The following is a 23193-nucleotide window of genomic DNA, read 5'->3' as shown; positions in this document are numbered from 1 at the left end:
CCTATTTGCTTAAATTTGTGTTTATATCTTCTAAAGACCCCTCAGTAATTATAATCTTATTAGCGTTTAACACACCATAAGTATTTAATTCTGAAGCCTTGATCACTTTAGATTTCTTTAAATTACGTGATGACAAATACACATTCGTATTTTCACTACTTAATACAAACAATGATTTTTTAGTATCTACATCAAACGCTTTTAATACGTCGATAAAGTTTTTAGTCTTTGGAGTTTCAAAATTGAAATCTTCAACAACTACTAAATTTTTATCATTTGCTTGAATACTTAAAGCAGACTTACGCGCCAAACGCTTTAAGTTTTTATTCAATTTAAAAGAATAATCTCTTGGTCTTGGTCCGAACATACGTCCTCCACCTCTAAAAACACCAGACTTGATAGAACCTGCTCTTGCAGTACCAGTTCCTTTTTGTTTTTTTATTTTCCTTGTAGATCCTGTAATTTCAGCTCTTTCTTTAGCTTTATGCGTTCCTTGACGTTGATTTGCCAAATACTGCTTAACATCTAAATAAATAGCGTGATCATTAGGTTCTATACCGAATACATCTTTAGAAAGTTCAACTTTTCTACCTGTATCTTTTCCTGTAATATCTAAAACTGCTACTTTCATTATTTCTGAATAGTTACAAAAGCATTTTTGTGTCCAGGAACTGCTCCTTTAACAACAAGTAAGTTCTTTTCAGCAACTACTTTTAATACTCTTAAGTTTTGTACTTTCACTTTATCTCCACCCATTCTTCCTGCCATACGCATTCCTTTGAATACTCTTGCAGGATACGATGCAGCACCAATTGAACCAGGAGCTCTTAAACGGTTATGTTGACCGTGCGTAGCTTGACCTACACCAGCAAATCCATGACGCTTTACAACACCCTGAAAACCTTTACCTTTAGATACACCTGATACATCAACAAATTCTCCTTCAGTAAAGTGCTCTACGGTAATAGCATCTCCTAATTTATACTCCTCTTCAAACCCTTGAAATTCAACGACTTTTTTCTTAGCGATTGTGCCAGCTTTTTTAAAGTGACCATCTAACGATTTGTTAGAACTTTTCGCCTTTTTGTCATCGAAACCAAGTTGCAACGCATTGTAGCCGTCAACCTCTTCGGTTCTGACTTGGGTAACAACGCAAGGACCTGCTTCGATTACTGTACAAGGAATGTTCTTCCCGTTTTCATCAAATAAGCTGGTCATTCCAATCTTTCTTCCTATTAACCCAGACATTTAGTTAAAATTTAAGACGATAGATGTTTATCCAGCGCGTCTATATTAATATTTATTTTTTTGAAACCATTGTTTCATTGTTATCTTTTGAGTTTCTGCTAAAAAAAACAGCGCAAAACAAATTCAGCGCTGATTTTGTTTTTCCGTTTTTCCTTTGCGAAACGCTCCAGACATGTTACTATTATTGAATTTTCATCAAAAAATAGCCTCACCCTACTCTATTTCGGGTTGCAAAAGTATAAAAAACTTTCGGTTTAACAAAATGAAACCGAAAGTTAATATTTATTTGCTTTTTTTTTAGAGATTCCGAAACAAGTTCGGAATGTATTCAACTTGAACTTTAAAAAAAAGTATAGTTTTATAATGCTTCTTTATTGAGATTCCCACTTTCGTAAGAATGTTCAATAAAGGTTTTACTAAACCTTTATTTCTACTTCAACACCACTTGGTAACTCCAATTTCATTAAAGCATCAATAGTTTTCGAAGAAGAACTATAAATGTCTAATAATCTTTTGTAAGCAGATAATTGAAATTGCTCTCTAGATTTTTTGTTTACGTGCGGTGAACGCAATACGGTAAAAATCTTTTTATGTGTTGGCAATGGTATTGGTCCGTTTACTACAGCTCCAGTACTTTTTACCGTCTTTACTATTTTTTCAGCAGATTTATCTACTAAATTGTAATCGTAAGACTTTAATTTTATTCTAATTTTTTGACTCATCTTGTATTATTTAGTAGGTTACCCTTTTGCTTTTGCAATTACTTCTTCAGAAATATTTGATGGAGTTTCTGCATAGTGAGAAAATTCCATGGTAGAAGTTGCTCTACCAGAAGACATGGTTCTTAATGCTGTAACATAACCAAACATTTCCGATAATGGAACGATTGCTTTTACTACTTTAGATCCTGCTCTATCTGACATGTCATTTACTTGCCCTCTTCTTCTGTTCAAATCTCCAACAATATCTCCCATGTTTGCTTCAGGAGTTAACACTTCTAACTTCATTAATGGTTCCATTATTTTTGCTTTTGCAGATTTTGCAGAAGCTTTATAACCCATTTTTGCAGCTAATTCAAAAGACAAAGCATCAGAATCCACTGCGTGGAAAGAACCGTCTCTTAATGTTACTTTCATCGAATCCATTTCATAACCTGCCAAAGGACCGTTATTCATAGCTTCTCTAAAACCTTTCTCTACAGAAGGAACAAATTCTCTAGGAACGTTTCCACCCTTAATAGTTGATGCAAATTGTAAACCTTGAACACCTTCATCGGCTGGACCAATAGTAAATACGATATCTGCAAACTTACCACGACCACCAGATTGTTTCTTATAGATTTCTCTATGCTCTGCTTCCGCTGTAATTGCTTCTTTATATTCTACTTGAGGTTGCCCTTGATTTACTTCTACTTTAAACTCACGTCTTAAACGGTCTACAATTACATCTAAGTGTAATTCACCCATTCCAGAAATAATAGTCTGCCCTGAAGCTTCATCTGAACGTACTGTAAACGTAGGATCTTCTTCAGCTAACTTACCTAAACCGATCCCTAATTTATCAACATCAGCTTTTGTTTTAGGCTCCACAGCAATACCAATTACTGGATCTGGAAAATCCATAGATTCTAAAACGATTGGATGCTTTTCAGCGGTTAACGTATCTCCTGTTTTGATAGATTTAAATCCAACAGCAGCACCAATATCTCCAGCTTCAATATAATCAATAGCGTTTTGCTTGTTCGCATGCATTTGATAAATACGTGAAATACGTTCTTTTTTACCTGAACGGTTATTCAACACATAAGAACCTGCATCTAAACGACCAGAATATGCTCTAAAGAATGCCAAACGCCCTACAAAAGGATCTGTAGCAATTTTAAAGGCCAAAGCTGCAAAAGGTTCTTTTACATCTGGCTTACGTAGTTCTTCTTCGCCTGTATCAGGATTTGTCCCAACAATACCTTCTTTATCCATTGGAGAAGGTAAATAACGACATACAGCATCTAAAAGAAACTGAACACCTTTATTTTTAAATGCAGAACCACAAATCATAGGAATGATAGACATATCCATTACAGCAGCTCTCAGTGCAGCATGCACTTCATCTTCTGTGATAGAATCTTCATCTTCCATATATTTTTCTAACAAATCTTCATCATATGCAGCAACTTCTTCAATAAGTTTGCCACGAAGAATCTTTGCTTCTTCTTTTAATTCTTCAGGAATATCAACAACATCAAATGTTGAACCCATTCCTTCTTCATGCCATACAATAGCTCTATTTTTAACCAGATCTACAATACCTTTGAAGTTTTCTTCATCACCAATATTTAAAACAATAGGCACTGCATTAGAACCTAACATTTCTTTTACCTGCTTGCAAACCATCATAAAATCAGATCCTTGACGGTCCATTTTATTTACGAATCCAATTCTTGGCACTTTGTAATTATCTGCTAGTCTCCAGTTTGTTTCAGATTGAGGCTCAACACCATCAACAGCTGAAAACAAGAAAACTAACCCATCCAATACACGTAAAGATCTGTTTACTTCAACAGTAAAATCTACGTGACCTGGAGTGTCAATAATATTAAAATGGTAATCTTTAGTATCTGGAAGCACTTGCGCATTTTCCATTGGAAATTGCCAAGTACATGTAGTTGCCGCAGAAGTAATTGTAATACCTCTTTCTTGCTCTTGCTCCATCCAGTCCATTGTTGCTGCACCATCATGAACTTCTCCAATCTTATGAGAAACTCCTGTATAATACAAAACACGTTCTGTAGTTGTGGTTTTACCAGCATCAATATGTGCTGCAATACCAATATTTCTTGTATATCTTAAATCTCTAGCCATTTCTATTAAAATCTAAAGTGAGAGAATGCTTTGTTAGCTTCTGCCATCTTATGAGTATCTGTACGCTTTTTAACTGCTGCTCCTTCTTCTTTAGCCGCAGCTAAGATTTCGGCAGCTAAACGCTGTGCCATGGTTTTTTCGTTTCTCTTACGAGTGTACAAAATCATCCATTTAATAGCCATAGATACTTTACGATCTGGTCTAATTTGCATTGGAATTTGGAATGTTGCACCACCCACACGACGAGATCTTACTTCTACGTGAGGCATTACATTTGACAAACCATCTTTCCAAATTTCTAAAGCCGACTTTTCTTCGTCTTCTCCTTTTCTTTCTTCTACGATGTCTAACGCATCATAAAACACTTTGAACGCTACAGACTTCTTACCACTCCACATTAAGTTATTCACAAAACGTGTTACTAGCTGATCGTTAAATTTTGGATCTGGTAATAAGACTCTTTTTTTTGCTGCTCTTTTTCTCATGTCTTTACATTAAAAAAGTTAATTAATTAAGTTATTTAGCTATTCATTATTAATTATTAGCCCTCTGTGTTTCTACTTCAAACTTCTAACCTCTAACTTTTACCTTCTAACTTTTTTACTTCTTTGGGCGTTTTGCTCCATACTTAGACCTACGTTGGGTTCTACCCTCAACTCCTGCAGTATCTAATGCACCACGTACTACGTGATATTTAACTCCTGGCAAATCTTTTACCCTTCCACCTCTAACTAATACTATCGAGTGCTCCTGTAAGTTATGTCCTTCACCTGGAATGTATGCGTTTATCTCATTACCATTTGTCAATCTAACTCTTGCAACTTTACGCATTGCTGAATTAGGTTTCTTTGGTGTTGTAGTATAAACACGTGTACAAACTCCACGTCTTTGAGGACAAGACGACAAAGCAGCCGATTTACTCTTCTTAGTTATTTTGGTTCTTCCTTTACGAACTAATTGTTGAATAGTTGGCATACTATATAATTCCTGTTTTTCGTTTATAATTAAACTTTTACCCTATTTTAAGGGTTTGCAAATGTACAACTATTTTATAATTATACAAATATCAGTAAGTTATTTTTTCAAAAATGCATTTTTATTTATAAACCTTTCATCCTTTTACTCTACTTTTGAGTATCAAAATACATATAAACTTGACTAGAAAAAGAATACATTTCCTCAGTTTTTTGATTATTCTTCTTGTTTCAACAGAAATAATAGCACAAAAAATTGAATTAAAATTGTTTTCTATCCATCAAGAAGAAAACATTTTTTTATCTAAAGTTGATTTTAAAAATAAACACTCCGACAGTATTTCTATTTATAATGAAATAGCCAAAATTTCTAAATACCTAAAATTAAATGGTTACTTTTTAAATACTTTAGATAGTATTGTCAAAAATGACAAACAACATACAGCTTATTTTTCTCTAAACGAAAAGTTAGATACTATTGTTTTGAGCAAAACGAACCTTCCCAAAGTTATTTTAGACCAAATCTTTTACCACAAAAAAAAACTTACAATACCAATTAGTAAGCTAGAAGCTACTTTAAATGAAATATCTGATGTACTAGAAAAAGAAGGGAGTTCTTTTTCTAAAGTTGCTTTAAAAAATTTTACAATTGATAAAAAGACCTTATTCGCCGACATTGTTATTCTAAAATCTAAAAAAAGGAATATTAATAAAGTCATTGTAAAAGGATACAAAGATTTTCCAAATGCCTTTATCAAAAATTATTTTAATATCAATAACGAAACAACTTTTAATCGGACTAAATTAAAAGAGATCTCTGCACTTTCTAAAGGTTTAGATTTTGCTTCTGAAATAAAACCTCCAGAGACTTTATTTACAAAAGATTCTACGTTTATATATATGTATCTAAAAAAGGAAAAAATAAATAGCTTCGATGGTCTTATCAATTTTACAACTCAAGATAGCGGTAAACTCCTTTTTACGGGTTATTTAGATCTGAAACTAAAAAACCTTTTTAAAACTGGCGAAAGTTTAAATCTGCTATGGAACAGTATTGGGAACGAAAGACAAGAACTCAAACTATCAACCAAACTTCCTTATCTTTTCAATACAAAAGTATCTTCTGAAATTAATTTCTCTATCTACAAACAAGATTCAACATTTTTAAACACAAAACTAAATTCCAAGATACAATATCAAATAAAAAACAACTCCAATTTATTTTTATCTTTTGTGTCAGAAAATTCAGAAGAACTAGAAAACACAACTACTAACAATATAGATACATTTAGCAGTATTTTTATTGGATTAGGATATCAATACAAATTATTAAAAAACGATTTTTTCAACAACAATAAATTCTTTCTTGAGATTAATCCTTCTTTTGGAAAAAGAAAAAATTCAAATGCATCATTCAATCAAATAAAATTAGAATCTACAATTTCTTATCTTTTCGATTTAAATAGTAGAAATACAATTTTCACGAGAAACAAAACAGGTTTATTATCTTCTGAAAATTATATCGACAATGAATTGTTTAGAATCGGTGGTAATAATTCTATTAGAGGATTTAATGAGCAGAGTATTTTCGTTAAAAATTACGTTCTTCAAAACATAGAATATCGATATAAAACATCCAGTAAATCTTTTTTATACTCCATTACAGACTTGGCATTGGTGTCAACTTCAAAACAAGAAGAAAAATTGTTTGCCTTAGGTATTGGTTATTTATTTAATACGAATAATTCGCAAATAAACATAACTACTTCTGTAGGAACCAGTTCAAAAACCTCACTAAATTTTAATAATATCCAATTCTTTGTAAATTGGGTTAATTATTTTTAATTTCAGTAAATTAAAAGTGAAATACTATTGTAAGGGAATAGAAAAGGTATCTACTTATCATACGAAAACAGTTTTTGATCTTAAAGTAAGTATGTTTTATCAAAATTTAACATTTGGTCTCTTTGATTAACAACAAATTAACTTTTTTTTGACATTTTAGTGTTAAAAAGTTGGTGTTTTAAGTTTTATTTATGACTTTTGACGTAATTAATTCAAATAATTATAAAATGAAGACAAAGTTTAATGGGATTTTAACGCTTTTATTAGCGTTTGTTGTGCAAATAAATTTTGCGCAGACTAAGACTGTTTCTGGGTTAGTTTCTGATGAATCAGGAGCATTACCAGGAGTTAGTGTTGTAATTAAAGGTACAAATACTGGTACCGAAACAAATTTTGACGGTAAATATTCTATAACAGCTAAAACAGGAGACGTTTTGGTTTATAGATATTTAGGTTTTAAACCTGTAGAAAGAACAGTAGGTAACTCAAATATTATTAATATTAAATTAGAGGAAGATTCTAATGTATTAGATGAGATTGTTGTTACAGCTTTCGGTATTAAAAGAGAAGAAAAAGCCTTAGGATACTCTGTACAAAGTATTAAAGGAGGAGATTTAACAGAAGCACGAGAGAGTAATATTACAAACTCTATTAGTGGTAAGATTGCTGGTGTTCAAGTTACTGGAACTTCGGGAAGTGTTGGCGCATCTTCTAGAATTGTTTTAAGAGGTAATTCTTCTATTACTGGTAATAATGAACCTTTGTATGTAGTAGATGGGGTTCCGATTAGTAATAGTACTTTTGGAAATGCTGGTTCTGGTGGTGGAGTAGATTTACCAAACGGAGCTGCGGATATTAACCCAGATGATATTGAATCCATTACTGTTTTAAAGGGGCCAAATGCTGCCGCTTTGTATGGACTAAGAGCTGGTAATGGTGTAATAGTTATTACTACAAAAAGGGGAAATGTGAATAGAAAATTTGGTGTTTCTATTAATACAAACGTAACTTTTTCTAACCCTTTATTGTTACCTGATTATCAAAATTCTTATGGACAAGGAGGAGATACAAATAACTTTAAATATGTAGATGGTGCTAGTGGTGGTATCGGTGATGGTGTTGATGAAAGTTGGGGTCCAGCTTTAGATGCAGGTTTTGAATTTGTTCAATGGGATTCTCAACTAACCAATAACGGAAACCCTACTCCTTGGATTTCTCATCCTGATAACGTAAGAGATTTTTTGAATACAGGTATAAACCTTTCAAATAATGTGTCTGTTACAAGTGGTTCTTTTAGATTATCATTAGGTAATAGTGAGCAAAAGGGTATGATTCCTTTTACTGAATTTAAAAAATTCACTGTTGGTCTAAGTGGGTCTATGGATATTGGAGAATATATAAAAGCAGGTATTTCATTAAATTATATAAATCAAGATAGTGATAACATTCCGATTACTGGATATAATAATGAAAACCCTTTTCAACAATTTATATGGTCTGCTAGACAAGTTAATTTTTCTGATTTGAAAGATTGGAGAAACTTTCCACTTGCTCCAGAAGGCACAGCAGCGGCAGGCACTCCATTAAACTGGAATCATAATTTTCAAAACAATCCTTACTGGGTTTTAGAAACCAATACAAATACTTTTGAAAAAGATCGTATCATTGGAAACATTACCACGGACTCTCAACTTACAGAACATTTATCATTAACTACAATGTTAGGAGTAGATGGTTTTAGCCAGAGAACAACTAATAGACAAGCTGTTGGTAGTAATAATGCACAAAATGGGTCTTATACTGAAAGAATTAGAAGATTTGAAGAAATAAATGCAAATTTCCTCTTCAATTATAATAATACAATATCAGAAAGTATTGGTCTTTCATTAAGCTTTGGTGGTAATCACATGAATAGAACTCTAGATAATGTTCTTGGTAATCTACCAAATTTAGAATTACCAAACTTGTACAATTTATCTAATTTACAAACGGGTTCTACAGCTGTATTGAGTAATTATCACAGCGATCAACAGATAAATAGTTTCTATGGTACGGGACAAATTTCATTTAAAGATATGATTTTTATAGACTTTACAGCTAGAAATGACTGGTCTAGTATTTTACCAGTAGCTAATAATTCATTCTTTTACCCATCGGTTGCTGCATCTGTTTTATTATCTGATGTTTTTGAAAACCTTAAAGAAAACAACATAAATCTTCTTAAAATTAGAGGTGGTTGGTCTCAAGTTGGTAGTACAGGAGCTTTAGGAGCTTATTCTTTAAACCAAACTTTCGGATTAAACAATTCAGGGTTTGGAAATCAAGCAAGTGTTCCTAATACTCAATTTAATCCAAATTTAAAAGCTGAAACTGTAACTGGAGTTGAATTTGGTCTAGATTTAAAGATGTTTAGAAATAGATTACGTTTTAGCGCAACATACTATGATCAAAAAAGTGAGGACTTGTTAGTACCTATTCAGGTTTCTGCAGCAACTGGCTTTACAAGTGTTTGGGATAATATCGCAGACATGCAAAATACTGGGATAGAATTGCAGTTGGGAGGAACTATTGTTAAAAATGAGAACTTTTCTTTTGATGTTGACTTAAACTTCGCAAGAAATGTAAATGAAGTTACTTCTTTAGATGGATTAGATACCTATGTTTTAGGTGGTCAATGGGGAATTAGTTTAGAAGCTAGACCAGGGCAGCCATACGGAACTTTAATTGGTAGAGATTTTGAAAGAACAGATGATGGTCAAGTAATATATCAAAATGGATTACCTTTAGTGAACGATGATCAACAAGTAGTTGGTAATATTGCTCCAGATTGGACTGGTGGTGCAAACTTTTCTTTCCGTTACAAAGATTTTGATTTTTCTACTCTAGTCGACGCAAAAATTGGTGGAGACGTGCATAGTATGAGTTATTCTTGGGGTAGATATGCTGGTACATTATCTGAAACGATAATAGGTCGTGAGACTGGTGTTGTTGGAAACGGTGTTATGTCTGATGGCAATGGTGGATTTGTACCAAACAATGTAGCCGTATCGGCAAAAGCATACAATCAAGCTTCGTTTTCAAATGGAGTTGAGTCTAGCGCAATTTTTGATGCATCTTATGTTAAATTAAGACAAGTATCATTAGGGTATTCATTGCCTCAAAGATATCTTTCTAATTCAATCGTTCAATCACTAAAATTCTCGGTTGTGGGAAGAAATCTAGCTATTCTATTCAAGAGAGCGCCACATATTGATCCAGAGACTGGTTTTAGTAGTTCTAACGGTAATCAGGGTCAGGAATTTGGTCAATCACCTTCTGCTAGAAATATTGGTTTTAATATCAACTTAAGATTTTAATTGAAAAATACAAAAACATCATGAAAAAAATAAATATAGTTTTATATACTCTTTTGAGCTTTATCCTAATCACAGGTTGTGATAGAGGGTTCGAAGAGCTAAATGTGGATCCCAATAATTCCACCGCTGTTCCTGCACATTTACTATTAGGAGGGCCCCAAAGAATATTCATTAATACAATGTACGGTATGCAGTTAGGTGGTGACATGGGAGCATGTTGGGCACAACATTGGTCTAAAGTACAATATAATGATGAGGCAAGATACATACCAAGAAGAGGTAATATAGATGCCATTTGGAATAATATGTATGCGAGCGTTATTTCTGAGTCTAGTGCTATGTTTGATTTAGCAGAAGCTGAAGGAAATAATAGTCTGAAAGGTGCTGCACTTGTTATGAAGGCAATAGGTTTTCAAACATTAGTAGATTTTTATGGACCTGTTCCATTCACGGAAGCTATCAATGGTGACATTTTACAACCTGTTTATGATGATGAGGCAGTTGTATATGAAGGTGTAATTAAATTGTTAACGGATGCTGCGGCGTTACTTAGTAATAGTGATGGTACAATAGTAGCTAGTTCAGATCTTTTTTATGGAGGTGACGTATCTAAATGGTATAAGTTAGCAAATTCTTTAAAGTTTAGAGCTTTAATGAGAATTTCTTCGACTAGAAGTGTCAATGCTGAGTTGCGATCTTTAATGGGTAAAATGTTTACATCTAATGATGATAGTGCGCAGCTTACTTATTTATCAGCAGCACCAGATGCAAACCCAATTTGGGAAACTGTTGTAGACGGTAACAGACCAGAATACAAAATTAATTCTGTTTTAGTTGATATATTAGAAGATTTAAATGATCCTAGGTTGGAAGTATATGCAGGATTAAATGCGGATGACGAGATTGTAGGGAAGCCATCAGGATTTGGTGCTCAAACTACTTTACCAAACGAAGGCTTAGGTTATACTTATGCAAATATTTCACCTTTAGGAGATTTTTATTTACAGCCAACACTTCCTGGTGTATTATTATCTTATTCACAATTAAGTTTATTAATTGCTGAAGCTATGAATGAAGGTTTTGTTTCTGGAGGAATTACAGGTTCTTTAGATTGGTATAAAAAAGGAATAACAGCAAATCTTGAATTCAATGGCGTAGCTTCAGGTGATGCACTAGCTTATTTAAATCAAGCATCTTTAAATTATGCAACTAAAGCTGATGCGACAGAAAAAATTGCGATACAAGAATGGATTGCTTTATTTGGCCAAGGTTTTGAAACGTGGACAGAATGGAGAAGAAATAAAATTCCAGCTTTAACACCAGCTACAGAAGCAATACTAACGCAAATTCCATCTCGTTTGTTTTATCCAACAACAGAACCTTCTTTAAATAAGACAAGTTATGATGCTGGCGCTTCTAAGATTAATGGTGATGAGTTAACTTCACCTTTATTCTGGCAATAACATATTAATAATAAATATATAAAAAAATGAAAAAAATAAAAATTTTATCAATATTTTTCCTTTCAATCTTTATGACGTTTACTTCTTGTGAAGACAGTGAGGATTCACTAGACGTAGATGCTGGTATAGTAGCAGAAGGAGTAATAACAACTTTATCTGGTACATCAGGTAAATTATTAGGAAACGCTCTAAATCCAGCAGATTTAGAAACATCTGAAGTTGCTTTAACTGATGCCAATGCAGAATTAACACTTAATTTATCTGTTTTACCAGGTCAAATACCCAGTAACGTTGCTAAATATCAGATTGTAAAATCTTTTGAGGGTGGAGAAGAAGTTGTGGTAATAGAATCTGAAACATTGCCTATTTCCACTAGTTTTGATTCTGTAAGTGATTACTTTGAAGGTTTAAACGTTGATCTAAAAAACGTAAGAATCGGAAATCAGATTAATTTTAAAGTCAAAGTTTTCACAAACTCTGGAAATGTATTTTATCAGGGTTCTAATTTTAGTAAGTATGATGTAACTGTAAATTGTGCCTCTGCTCTAGCTGGTGTATATAGCTTAAGATTTACTTCTAATTTTAATCATGACATTACTTTTCCTAATGAAATAATAACTGAAGTTAGTCCAGGAGTATATAAAACTACTACTACTTACAGGTGGGCAAGCCCTGACGGACTTCCTGCTCCTGATCAAGGATTTAATTTTAGCGATGTTTGTGGTACTTTAAATGTACCTCAACAAGGACTAGCTCAAGGATTTTATAGTAACCAAGTTTATAATTTTGCTGACGGTAGTGTAGATTCAACAACTGGTGATTTAAAAATCTATTACATTATAGAATTCTCTGGGGGAGCTACAAAAATAGAATGTACTGGAGTTTATACAAAATTATAAAATAAAATAAAAATGAAAAATATTATAAAATACGTATGTTTTGCCATTTTGGGTGGTATTATTATTACATCTTGCGAAAACAATGATGATTATACTGGTGCCTCAAAAATGTCTTGGACCGATGCAACAGTAACCTTATCTAGTTCACAGGCATCTTACACTTTTAATGAAACTTTAATTGATGTAGATGACCTTGATACTTATACAGCAACTGTAAGTGCAAGCTTAATGGAACCACAACCTTTAGATGCAATAATATCATTTGTACAAACTAGTGGTAATGCTGACAGTGATGATTATACTATAGGTGAAATTAAAATACCTGCTGGGGCTACTACAGCTTCTACAGAATTATCAATCAATAGAAATGGTGATATCGAAGGTACAGAGACATTCGTCTTATCAGCGGTAACAGATGGTAATTTTAATTTAGCTAGTGAATATAATTTACCAGTAACAATTAATAATGATCAAATTGATGATACATTGATGTTTACTACAACTTGGGCTGGGTCTTACACTTTTGAAGCTGCAGGACCTACAGATGTTACTTTAGATTTTTGTAACATAGATTTTGATGTACTGTTATATACAAATGCAGGACTCTTTGTTCAAACTTTAGGAGCTACTGGTTCTTGTACTGAAACAGATTCTACTATGGAAAATTTACCTGACGGAGAATACTTTCTGGTACTTGAGGTATATGATAACCCATTTACAGTTTATGATCTTACAGAACCAGTTCCTGTTACTGTAAGTTACAGTCAGTCAAATTCTGATTCAGGAGAGTTTACTATTGCAGACACATTTACTCTTAGTTCTATAGAATCTGTTTCTGGAACTCCAGCAGAAACAGCAGTAGCAACAATAACTAAAAGTGGTTATAATTTTACAGTAACCCCTTTGTAAAAATAATTTTATTAATACAAAAAATACCTCTGTAAATTATTTTACAGGGGTATTTTGCTTAACAATTAATTATGATAAAAAAAAACAAACTACCTATTCTAATTTTAGCTCTTGGTATAGTATTATTTGCTATTATTTATGTTAATATAAATACTCCAGTAAATTCAATTGACAGGCTAAAAGAGTTACATGCAAAAAATATAGAAAAAAATCCATTTAAAGAAACATTAAAATTATCTAAAAATGAAAGAAAAAGTTTAGGCATACCACCTAATAAATATAATGAAGAGCAATGGATTCTTACTATGAATCCTAAATTAGGAAGACCAACTCCTATAAAAGTAGCTGAATTACAAAAAGAATTATTACTAAAGAATAATACTCAATATAGAACTCCTGGTGATGCGTCAGATAACAAGTGGATTAATAGAGGTCCAGATAATGTTGCAGGGAGGACTAGAGCGATAATGTTTGATCCTAATGATACTACAGATAATACCGTTTTTGCAGGAAGTGTTAGTGGTGGATTATGGAAAAATACAAATATTTCTGACGAAAATTCTGTTTGGACAAGAGTTGATATCCCAGAAAATTTAGCAGTATCATCTATTACATTTGATCCAAATAATCCAAAAATATTTTATGTTGGTACTGGAGAATCTTATGTTGGTCATACAGATGGATCAGTCAATGGAGATGGTATATGGAAATCTATTGATGGCGGAAATACATGGACTAACATCTTTGGTGGAAATACTGGAGTTAGTTACTTTGTATCATCATCAAATATTACTGTAACAGGCTCATCACAGGTAAATGGTAACTATCAATCATTTCCCACTGCTAATTTTGGTTCAGAAATTACATCAGAAATTTCAGGAGAATTTACTTTGGCAAATGGAACGGTTCCATTCGTTGCAAATAATGGTGGTACGTCAACAGAACCTAATGAAAATTGTGGCCCCTCAACAATTGATTTGACTGGAAAAATAGCTTTAATACGCAGAGGAGTTTGTTCTTTTGTAGAAAAAGTAAAATCCGCACAAAATGCTGGTGCAATTGCCGTAATAATGATGAATAATGTAAGTGGAGAACCTATACCCATGGGTGGAGAAGATGCAACAATTACAATACCATCTGTGATGATATCAAAAGAAGATGGAGACAAAATTGAAGCTGCAATAGTCTCTGGATCAGTGAGTGGTTCTTTAAACCCTGCTTCAGGAAATTTTACTGCGACAGTAGTTCCTGGAATACAACATATAAATGATATTAAAATAAAAGATAACGATGGTGTTTCGGAAATATATGTAGCTGCAGCAGATGCATTATATGGTGCTTCTAACTCTGCTACTACTATTGGTGGATTGTCTTATGGTTTATATAAGTCTACAGATGGTGGTAATAACTGGTTAGAGATAAATCTTCCATTAACAGCTGATGGAAATAAACATTGTCCAAATGATATTGAAATTGGTTCAGATGGTCAAATTTGGTTATCGACTACTACAAGTAAATTATTTAACGATGGTGGTGGTGAAATATTTTCGTCTACAGACGGTATAATTTTCACAAAGAAATATACAGTTCCAGATGGAGTTAGAACTCAAATAGCAATTTCTTCTTCAGATGCACAGAAGATATACGTTTTAGCTGAATTAGCTGGTGGTGGTGTTTCTATAAAGAGTACAACAGATGCTTTTAATATATCATTTTTAACAAGATCGAAAACTCTGCCCAATGACGCCGATACAAATATAACAGCTGCAGATTTCACAAGAGGACAAGCCTTTTATGATTTAATGTTAGAAGTTGACCCAAATAATGATGATATTTTATACATTGGTGGTATCGATTTATTTAAATCTACGGATGGGGCTTCTGAATGGTCACAAATTTCTCACTGGTATGCTGGTTTTGGGTTTCAGTACGTTCATGCAGATCAACATATTGCTGCTTTTGGGCATAATGATTCCAACAAAGTTATTTTTGGTCATGATGGTGGTGTATCATATAGTGCAGATGGAGGAACAACAATTGTAGAAAGAACTAAAGGTTTAATTACTTCTCAATATTACACCGTTGGTGTTGGACCAACCACTGCATTTACTGGAGATTATTTTGCAGGTGGTTTGCAAGATAATGGAACACTTTTAATTGAAAACGCAAAAAATTCAGAATCAAATAGCTCTACTGAAATTCAAGGAGGTGATGGTGCCTATACTTTTTTTGACCAAGATGGTAGCGATAGATATATTGTTTCTAACTATGTTTATAATGATCGCGTAAATTTATATAATTTCGATGGTGATAATGTTACTATTAACAATGAAGATGCTAGTGCTGGATCTTTTATCAATCCTCAGGCATTAGACTCTAACTTAGATATTTTGTATTCTAATTATACATCTGGACCTAATGTTATAATTAAAAGATATTCTGGAATTAAGTCTCAAACTACACTAACAAAAACAGATTTAACGGATGACTTACTAATAAGAATGCCAACAGCATTTACTGTGTCACCTCATACAAAAAGTTCTTCAACACTGCTTGTTGGATCAATTTTAGGAGATGTTCTTTTAGTAGAAAATGCAGATACAGAAACTCCTATTTGGACTGGTTTAGATGATAATATTATAGTTGGTAGTATTTCAGATTTAGAATTTGGTGTGGATGAAAATAATATTTTTGTTACGGTGCATAATTACGGTGTAAACAATATATGGTACACTAATGATAAGGGTATAACATGGCAGGCAAAAGATGGAAATTTACCAGATCTACCTGTAAAAGCAATACTTCAAAACCCGCTAAATTTAGAAGAGGTTATTATCGGTACAGAATTGGGTATATGGTCTACAACTAATTTTTCAGCTTTAGATCCTAAGTGGGAAACTTCCTCTAACGGTATGAGTAATGTTAAAGTATTAGATTTAGATTTAAGAAATGATAACATGGTATTTGCTGCAACTCATGGTAGAGGTGTATTTTCTGGAATGTTCACAGCAGAATCACTATCTGTCGATAATACTGTATTTACGAGTTCAGAATTAAATGTATATCCAACAATTTCCAATGGAATTGTTAATATTACTTCACAAGATAATATTGGTAAAACAAAAATAAATGTTTATAGTATAACAGGTAAATCCGTTTATTCTGACGTACAAAATTTATCAAGTAGTAAAAAAACGTTAAACTTAGAACACTTAAATGCTGGGTTGTATTTAATTAAATTTTCGAATGGAAGTAAAAAAATTACAAAAAAAATTATCATAGAATAATTTTTTGTTAACTATCTTAAAACCATCATAAGTATTATCTTTTGATGGTTTTTTTTTGCTCTATATTTAACATACATTTGCAAAATGGAAAATAAAACAACAACCATCTTTGGTATTAGAGCAATTATAGAAGCCATTGAAAGTGGTTCTACAATGAGTAAAATCTATTTACAAAAGGCTTTGAGAGGAGAACTGTATTATGAATTGAATAAGCTCATCAAAGAAAAAAGCATCGCTACAAGTGTTGTTCCTGTTGAAAAATTAAATCGTTTGTCAAAAAACGGCAACCATCAAGGTGCTGTTGCTCAAATATCTCCTATAGAATTTTACGACTTAGAAACTTTAATTAATGAGACTTTAGAAAGTAATACTACGCCACTCTTTCTTTTATTAGATCAACTTTCTGATGTTCGAAATTTTGGTGCAATTATTAGAACGGCAGAATGTACAGGCGTTAATGGAATAATTATTCAGAAAGACGGAAGTGCTCCTGTAAATGCTGAAACGATAAAAACATCCGCAGGTGCTGCTTTTAAAATTCCAATTTGTAAAGTAGATCATATTAAAGATGCCTTGTTTATATTACAGGCTTCAGATATAAAAACGGTTGCTGCTACAGAAAAAACAGATACTTCTATCTACGATGTAGATTTAAACCAACCAATTGCAATTATTATGGGTTCTGAACATAGAGGTGTAAACCCTTCCATCCTTAAAATGGTCGATTATAAAGCAAAATTACCTTTGTTAGGTGAAATTGCCTCGTTAAATGTTTCCGTTGCGTGTGGAGCCTTCTTATATGAGACTGTAAGACAGAGAATGGCAGTAGGCAGTAGAGTAGGCAGTAGGCAGTAGGTAAAACTAAAATTTTATTTCATCATTTTCTTCTTCTACTTCTTTTGGTGGAGAAAAATTACCGTTTTCATCAAATAACAAATCGAATGCAGTTTCTTTGAAATGGTGTTCTTGTTTTGTTATTCCTTTATTTCTATAGATAAAAGCAAATAAAAGCCCTACAAGAAAACCAGATAAATGGCCTTCCCAAGACATTCCATCTTTAATGGGTAACACATACCAAATCATACTTCCGTAGAGAAATATTACAATTAAAGATAAGGCTACCAATCTATAGTGCTTTCGTATAATTCCACTAAAAAAAACAAAACTAAACAAAAGATACACAACACCGCTAGCGCCAATATGATAAGATTCTCTAGCAATCATCCAAGTCGATAATCCCGTGAGAATTCCACCAAAAATTAAAATTTTTAAGGCGACATCTCTATAAAAATAAAAAAGACTTGAAAGCAATACAAACAGAGGAATTGAATTATTAAATAGATGACTCGTATCACTATGGATAAAATGCATTAGAAAAACACCTCTAAAACCAAGAGGATCTCTAGGAAATACACCGTATTTATTAAAATTGAAGTTAAAATAAATTTCCACCCAATAGATAAACCAAATACTTACGATATAAAGTACTGGTATAAAAAATACAGATTTTGAGATCTTTAATTGGTTTTCATCTTCCATAGTTAAAAAATAACAAATATGTTACCAAAATAAAAAATTACAACTTCTGTCATAAAACTTTATTATTTTTGCATTATGAATGAACCTTTGGCAGAAAGAATTAGACCTAGAACATTAGAAGACTACATTAGTCAACAACATTTGGTTGGTGAAAAAGGGGTTTTAACAAATTTAATAAAACAAGGTATTATTCCATCATTAATACTTTGGGGACCTCCAGGAATCGGAAAAACTACGCTTGCAAATATTATTGCGACCGTTTCAAATAGACCTTTTTACACCTTAAGCGCCATTAGTTCTGGAGTAAAAGATGTTCGAGAAGTGATAGAAAAAGCGAAGAAAAGTGGTGGATTGTTCACTGCAAAAAATCCAATTCTTTTTATTGACGAAATTCATCGGTTTAGTAAATCTCAGCAAGATTCCTTATTAGGCGCTGTAGAAAAAGGTTGGGTCACTTTAATTGGTGCTACCACAGAAAACCCAAGTTTTGAAGTGATTCCTGCCCTACTCTCTCGGTGTCAGGTTTATATTTTAAACTCTTTTGATAAAGAAGATTTAATTGCGCTGCTAAATAGAGCTATGAAAGAAGATGAATTTCTTTCTTCCAAAAAAATAACGTTAAAAGAAACCGATGCTTTATTGCAAGTTTCTGGTGGCGATGCAAGAAAATTATTAAATATTTTTGAATTATTAGTTTCCACCGAAGATAAAATAGAAATTACGAATAAATTAGTCTTATCTAAAATTCAAAAAAATACAGCTAGATATGATAAAACAGGAGAACAACATTATGACATTGTTTCTGCATTTATAAAATCGATCCGTGGTAGCGATCCTAATGCTGCTGTTTATTGGTTGGCAAGAATGATTGAAGGTGGTGAGGATGTAAAATTTATTGCACGAAGAATGTTAATTTTAGCTTCTGAAGATATTGGCAACGCAAATCCGACTGCATTGATATTAGCAACCAATACATTTCAAGCAGTTTCTGTAATTGGTAATCCAGAATCTCGGATTATTTTAAGTCAGTGTGCCCTGTATTTAGCAAACTCTTCAAAAAGTAATGCTTCTTATTTAGCCATAGGTGAAGCCCAAAATATTGTAAGAAAAACAGGCGATTTATCTGTGCCTTTACATTTAAGAAATGCGCCTACTAAATTGATGAAAGATTTAGATTACGGAAAAGACTATCAATATTCGCACAACTATCCTAAGAACTTTATAAATCAAGAGTTTTTACCAGACGAAATTTCTGGCACAAAATTGTATGAGCCTGGAGAAAATCAAAGAGAAAATCAGTTTAGAGAGATCTTAAAGAATCGATGGAAAAGCAGATATGATTACTAGAATTTTATCTGATATTTTTTAGTGACTAACTTTTCGTTTTCGTAGAATTCTGCAATCCAATGGGCCTCTTTTTTATACAATAAGCCGTTTTTATTTTTGATAATATAAACGTCTTGTATATTTGTATTTAAAATTAAGAAAACCACTTCGGGCTTGAGGTTAATCAATTGATAACCATTTTCTTTTGGCTGTGCATATAAAACGCTTAATGTATTCGTCGCCTTGTTTTTTGTGGATTCAATTTCTTTGTTTATAGAGGGAATGATTTTATCAACTCTATTAACTATCATAGGCTTACTTACAATTACTTCTTTTTTGGTTTGAATTATATCTTCACCAGATAATGCTTCATAAGTAATACTATTCATATTGGCATGTGCATTTCTAATGGCTTCTTGATAGCTTCTTTTATATTCTTTCAATCTACTTTCACCCTCTTTAGAAGCATATACTGTTTTGTTATAACAGTCTTTTAATTCAATTACAACCTTTGTTTTAAACATAGAAGATTTGTTGGTAACATTTGCTGTTAAGGCATTGCATGGATTATTTTTTAATTCTATTGGATATTCCTCTGAATCTAAAATTACCGTAAAACCATTTTTCTGTAAAAGAAATTTAGTAAGCGAACTTGTTTTGTATTGATCATTTTCTTTTAAGAAATCAAACCTTTCTGGTACAATAATATATTTGTAATTTTGAACTTGTTTTTTTTGACTAAAAGCAATGACATTAGACATCACTAAAAATATTATTATTAATTTATTTTTCATTTTAATTGAATATAAGATTAAAACCGAATTGTAAAGAAACGTTATTTGCGGAAGAAATATCTGACATTTCGGCGAGATTATCAAGAATTCCGTAAAAATTTAATTTCCAAATTTGTGCAGAAACACCAATACCAATGTTATAATAAGAGTAATCATCTACTGTATAAGTAACTTTCACATGTAATTTGTTTGTAAAAGATTTTTCATAAAACCCAGTAAGCGCAAATTGCTGACTTAAGGGTCTAAAAACTGAATATAATTGCGCACCAAAGGCATCTGTGTAAAAATCTTTGTACGTATTATCATAACAATATTTACCTCTTTTTTCTCCAAAACTGTATTTTAATGCCGCATTTAATTTCGCTGGTCTCCAAGAAACATAAGACTCCGCATTTTCTGTGGTTGGCAATTGTTCTTTAAAAGCAGTATTTAATTCATCCCAATAATTTCTGTTTGAATCATCATATTCAAACTCAATACCTTCAAAAGTAAAACTTCCCGCTGTTAAGGTGTTTTTAATGTTTTTCTTATGATTTACAAATCCAACATCTATAATACTTCCAGAAAATTGTAATTGTTTGTTGATGTGATATGTAATTCCGAAATCTAGCCCTACACCTAAATTACCTCCTAAAAAAGTGCTTTTTAAATATGTACTAGGATCATCAATATATTCATCATCTTTAATTAAACCAGAAGTTTTAAAATTCACATTTACATTGTCTAAATAATGTGTGTAAATATTGTTATTTCCTAAAGTGGTTGTAAAGGTTCCTGAATTGTTGGTAGATTGTACATTCAAAGCAGATGAATAAATCTTAAATCGACCACCAATTGTTAATTTGTCGTTTATTTTTCTGGTGATTCCAGCATGAATGACACCTAAAACATCTAATTTGTATAAAATTTGAGATGCATCAAAACTTTTATTTAAATACGCTCCATTTCCTTCATTTGCCAAGGTAATGATATCTTGAGGAAAGTAAACAATACCATCTAATTCTTGATAAAAACCAAAACTTAAATAGGTTTCTTCATCATACCTGTAGCCTGCATTCAAAATTTCAATTTGAGAATTCAATTTTATATAATCTCTGGTATCTATGTCTTCTAAAACAGCAGCAATCTTGTCATTAATAGTTCTACTATCTACCGCAAAAATATCTGAAACCACAAAACCAGTAGTACCAAACTCAGACGAAAAACCTGATAGTAATGGAACACCAACATGGTATTTGTAATTGGTTTCTAAACCAGGATTGATAAGCAATGTTTGAGGCAAACCTGCAAAATCATATAAAACCTGCTTATTCTGTGAGTAGGATTGTATACTCAGTAAAAAACTAAAAAGTAAGAGAATATTTTTCATCCTATAGAGTGGTTTCTAAATAGACTGTAATTGCAGATTTGAAATCCAAAATCCCTATGTCTGATGCACTTATTGGTGTAATTTTATCATCTAAACTTAATGTAACCTCTACATTCGTAAAATTTCTTAAATTTGGATTTTGAGTAATGTCTATGATTTCTTTTTGTATAAATTCTAAGTTATTGGCTTCGATATTTAAATCTTGTAATTTATAAATCAAATTATTAGCAGCATCTAACAAAGAAATTTCCATCGTAAAATCTCGATTGAATTCATTTCTAATTTCAAAATCAAAATCAATTCTCACCAAATTATCTCTTACATAACTATTCTCAAAAATCTTAAAATCAGAGCGTTCAGAAATTTCTGTAACTGGTGGTGCACCTGGGAATGCTACAAAATTAGAAGCATTTAAGGTAAATAAGGTAAGTGAAGATGTAAAAACAGGCGTTGTCGTATAATCTTCTATTTGATTGAAATCTAAGGTTTGAGAACAAGAGAAAAATAAAATAGTGCTTAGTAGAAAAGACACCTTTTTAAAAAATTTCATACAGAAAGTTTTATTGATTTTTAAACGCAAAAGGTACTACAAATATTGTTTTATTTCTAATAGATTTTTTACCGTTGTAAATGATGTATTGTTCGAACTAATCTCATCAAAATTACAATGAATTGCCCTTAAACCTATAGCTATTGCACCTTCAATATCTGCTTCTAAACTATCGCCAATCATAATCGATGTTTCTTTGTCTGCTTTTGCAATCTCTAAGGCATAATTAAATACTTTAGGATTTGGTTTTTTTACACCTACAGATTCTGAAGTAATAATTTGATCAAAATAGTGATGAATCTTCGAATTCACCATTTTCTTACTTTGAATTTCTTCAAAACCATTGGTAATTATATGAAGTGTATATTTTTCTTTTAAATACTCTAACAGTTCAAACGCACCCTCAAAAAGGTGATTAAAATTAGCTAGATTCTCAATATAATCGATGGCTATTTTATCAATCAAATTATCTGAAATTGTATAATTCACGGCATCGAAAGTAGTTTTTAAACGACCGTATCTCAACGCTGTTTTAGAAATTTTTTCTTCTCTATATAATTTCCAATATTTTAAATTTAAAGGCTTGTAAACTTCCAAAAAATCAGCAATACTAATAGTGATATTGTTTTCAAGGAATATTTTATGGAATGTTAATTCAGAATTTCTTTCAAAATCCCAAAGAGTATGATCTAAGTCAAAAAAGACGTGTTCAATTTTCATTTGCTAAATGTAAAAATTATAAATAAAAAAACGCAGATTAAGTTGTTATATTTGTG

The 23193-nt window shown here is 32.0% G+C and carries 19 protein-coding genes; 8 read left to right on the top strand and 11 right to left on the bottom strand.

Features of this window, described 5'->3' with window-relative positions; translation table 11 throughout:
- Position 1 precedes the first annotated feature (1 nt).
- The 6 genes from rplD to rpsL all read right to left on the bottom strand — a co-directional run bounded on the left by rplD (position 2) and on the right by rpsL (position 5081).
- Positions 2-631: a 50S ribosomal protein L4 gene (rplD, locus tag Q0998_RS13815; protein ID WP_299670742.1), complete on the bottom strand. Its 630-nt coding sequence runs from the start codon at positions 629-631 to the stop codon at positions 2-4.
- Complete coding sequence (gene rplC / locus Q0998_RS13810; protein ID WP_299670740.1) at positions 631-1248, bottom strand: 50S ribosomal protein L3; 618 nt, start codon at positions 1246-1248, stop codon at positions 631-633. The genes rplD and rplC overlap by 1 nt, the downstream gene beginning before the upstream one ends.
- Positions 1249-1664: 416 nt before the next feature.
- Complete coding sequence (gene rpsJ / locus Q0998_RS13805) at positions 1665-1970, bottom strand: 30S ribosomal protein S10 (RefSeq protein WP_075342599.1); 306 nt, start codon at positions 1968-1970, stop codon at positions 1665-1667.
- 18 nt (positions 1971-1988) lie between these two features.
- Complete coding sequence (gene fusA / locus Q0998_RS13800) at positions 1989-4106, bottom strand: elongation factor G (protein WP_299670738.1); 2118 nt, start codon at positions 4104-4106, stop codon at positions 1989-1991.
- A 5-nt stretch (positions 4107-4111) separates the two neighbouring features.
- Positions 4112-4591, bottom strand: coding sequence for a 30S ribosomal protein S7 (rpsG, locus tag Q0998_RS13795; RefSeq protein ID WP_208079957.1), 480 nt, complete (start codon positions 4589-4591; stop codon positions 4112-4114).
- A 115-nt stretch (positions 4592-4706) separates the two neighbouring features.
- Entirely contained in the window at positions 4707-5081 is a 375-nt protein-coding gene (gene rpsL / locus Q0998_RS13790) for a 30S ribosomal protein S12 (RefSeq protein WP_018943587.1), read from the bottom strand.
- Between the two features lie 212 nt (positions 5082-5293).
- Between rpsL and Q0998_RS13785 the strand changes: the two genes are divergently transcribed.
- The 7 genes from Q0998_RS13785 to rlmB all read left to right on the top strand — a co-directional run bounded on the left by Q0998_RS13785 (position 5294) and on the right by rlmB (position 17694).
- Complete coding sequence (locus tag Q0998_RS13785) at positions 5294-6925, top strand: hypothetical protein (protein WP_299670729.1); 1632 nt, start codon at positions 5294-5296, stop codon at positions 6923-6925.
- Positions 6926-7152: 227 nt separating this feature from the next.
- Complete coding sequence (locus Q0998_RS13780; RefSeq protein ID WP_299670727.1) at positions 7153-10281, top strand: SusC/RagA family TonB-linked outer membrane protein; 3129 nt, start codon at positions 7153-7155, stop codon at positions 10279-10281.
- A 20-nt stretch (positions 10282-10301) separates the two neighbouring features.
- Complete coding sequence (locus tag Q0998_RS13775) at positions 10302-11744, top strand: SusD/RagB family nutrient-binding outer membrane lipoprotein (RefSeq protein ID WP_299670725.1); 1443 nt, start codon at positions 10302-10304, stop codon at positions 11742-11744.
- Positions 11745-11815: 71 nt separating this feature from the next.
- On the top strand, positions 11816-12643 hold the full coding sequence (locus tag Q0998_RS13770) for a hypothetical protein (protein ID WP_299670723.1): 828 nt from the start codon (positions 11816-11818) through the stop codon (positions 12641-12643).
- 12 nt (positions 12644-12655) lie between these two features.
- On the top strand, positions 12656-13552 hold the full coding sequence (locus Q0998_RS13765) for a hypothetical protein (protein WP_299670721.1): 897 nt from the start codon (positions 12656-12658) through the stop codon (positions 13550-13552).
- Positions 13553-13623: 71 nt separating this feature from the next.
- The gene (locus tag Q0998_RS13760) at positions 13624-16839 is read left to right on the top strand and encodes a PA domain-containing protein (RefSeq protein WP_299670719.1); all 3216 of its coding nucleotides are present in this window, start codon (positions 13624-13626) and stop codon (positions 16837-16839) included.
- An 84-nt stretch (positions 16840-16923) separates the two neighbouring features.
- A complete protein-coding gene (rlmB, locus tag Q0998_RS13755) occupies positions 16924-17694 on the top strand; it encodes a 23S rRNA (guanosine(2251)-2'-O)-methyltransferase RlmB (RefSeq protein WP_299670717.1) in 771 nt (256 codons plus the stop codon).
- 6 nt (positions 17695-17700) lie between these two features.
- Here rlmB and Q0998_RS13750 read toward each other — a convergent pair whose 3' ends face one another.
- Positions 17701-18378 carry a rhomboid family intramembrane serine protease gene (locus Q0998_RS13750; protein ID WP_299670715.1) on the bottom strand — a complete coding sequence of 226 codons (678 nt, stop codon included), beginning with the start codon at positions 18376-18378 and terminating at the stop codon, positions 17701-17703.
- Between the two features lie 75 nt (positions 18379-18453).
- Here Q0998_RS13750 and Q0998_RS13745 point away from each other — a divergent pair, with 75 nt between their 5' ends.
- Positions 18454-19725, top strand: a complete 1272-nt coding sequence (locus Q0998_RS13745) for a replication-associated recombination protein A (RefSeq protein WP_299670713.1) — start codon at positions 18454-18456, stop codon at positions 19723-19725.
- On the opposite strand, the gene Q0998_RS13740 is transcribed toward Q0998_RS13745, so the two are convergent.
- The 4 genes from Q0998_RS13740 to Q0998_RS13725 are packed head-to-tail and all read right to left on the bottom strand — an operon-like array spanning position 19722 to position 23137.
- The gene (locus tag Q0998_RS13740; RefSeq protein ID WP_299670711.1) at positions 19722-20498 is read right to left on the bottom strand and encodes a hypothetical protein; all 777 of its coding nucleotides are present in this window, start codon (positions 20496-20498) and stop codon (positions 19722-19724) included. The genes Q0998_RS13745 and Q0998_RS13740 overlap by 4 nt on opposite strands.
- 1 nt (position 20499) lies before the next feature.
- Positions 20500-21867 carry a DUF5723 family protein gene (locus Q0998_RS13735; protein ID WP_299670709.1) on the bottom strand — a complete coding sequence of 456 codons (1368 nt, stop codon included), beginning with the start codon at positions 21865-21867 and terminating at the stop codon, positions 20500-20502.
- Position 21868: 1 nt separating this feature from the next.
- Positions 21869-22417 (bottom strand): hypothetical protein, encoded by a 549-nt coding sequence (locus Q0998_RS13730; RefSeq protein ID WP_299670707.1) that lies wholly within the window; start codon positions 22415-22417, stop codon positions 21869-21871.
- 36 nt (positions 22418-22453) lie between these two features.
- A complete protein-coding gene (locus Q0998_RS13725) occupies positions 22454-23137 on the bottom strand; it encodes a YjjG family noncanonical pyrimidine nucleotidase (protein ID WP_299670705.1) in 684 nt (227 codons plus the stop codon).
- Between the last annotated feature and the right edge of the window lie 56 nt (positions 23138-23193).

It is taken from the genome of uncultured Polaribacter sp., from assembly GCF_947501385.1.
GTDB lineage: Bacteria > Bacteroidota > Bacteroidia > Flavobacteriales > Flavobacteriaceae > Polaribacter.
The sequence above is the reverse complement of the archived record's forward strand: the minus strand, read 5'-3'. Positions and strand labels throughout refer to the sequence as shown.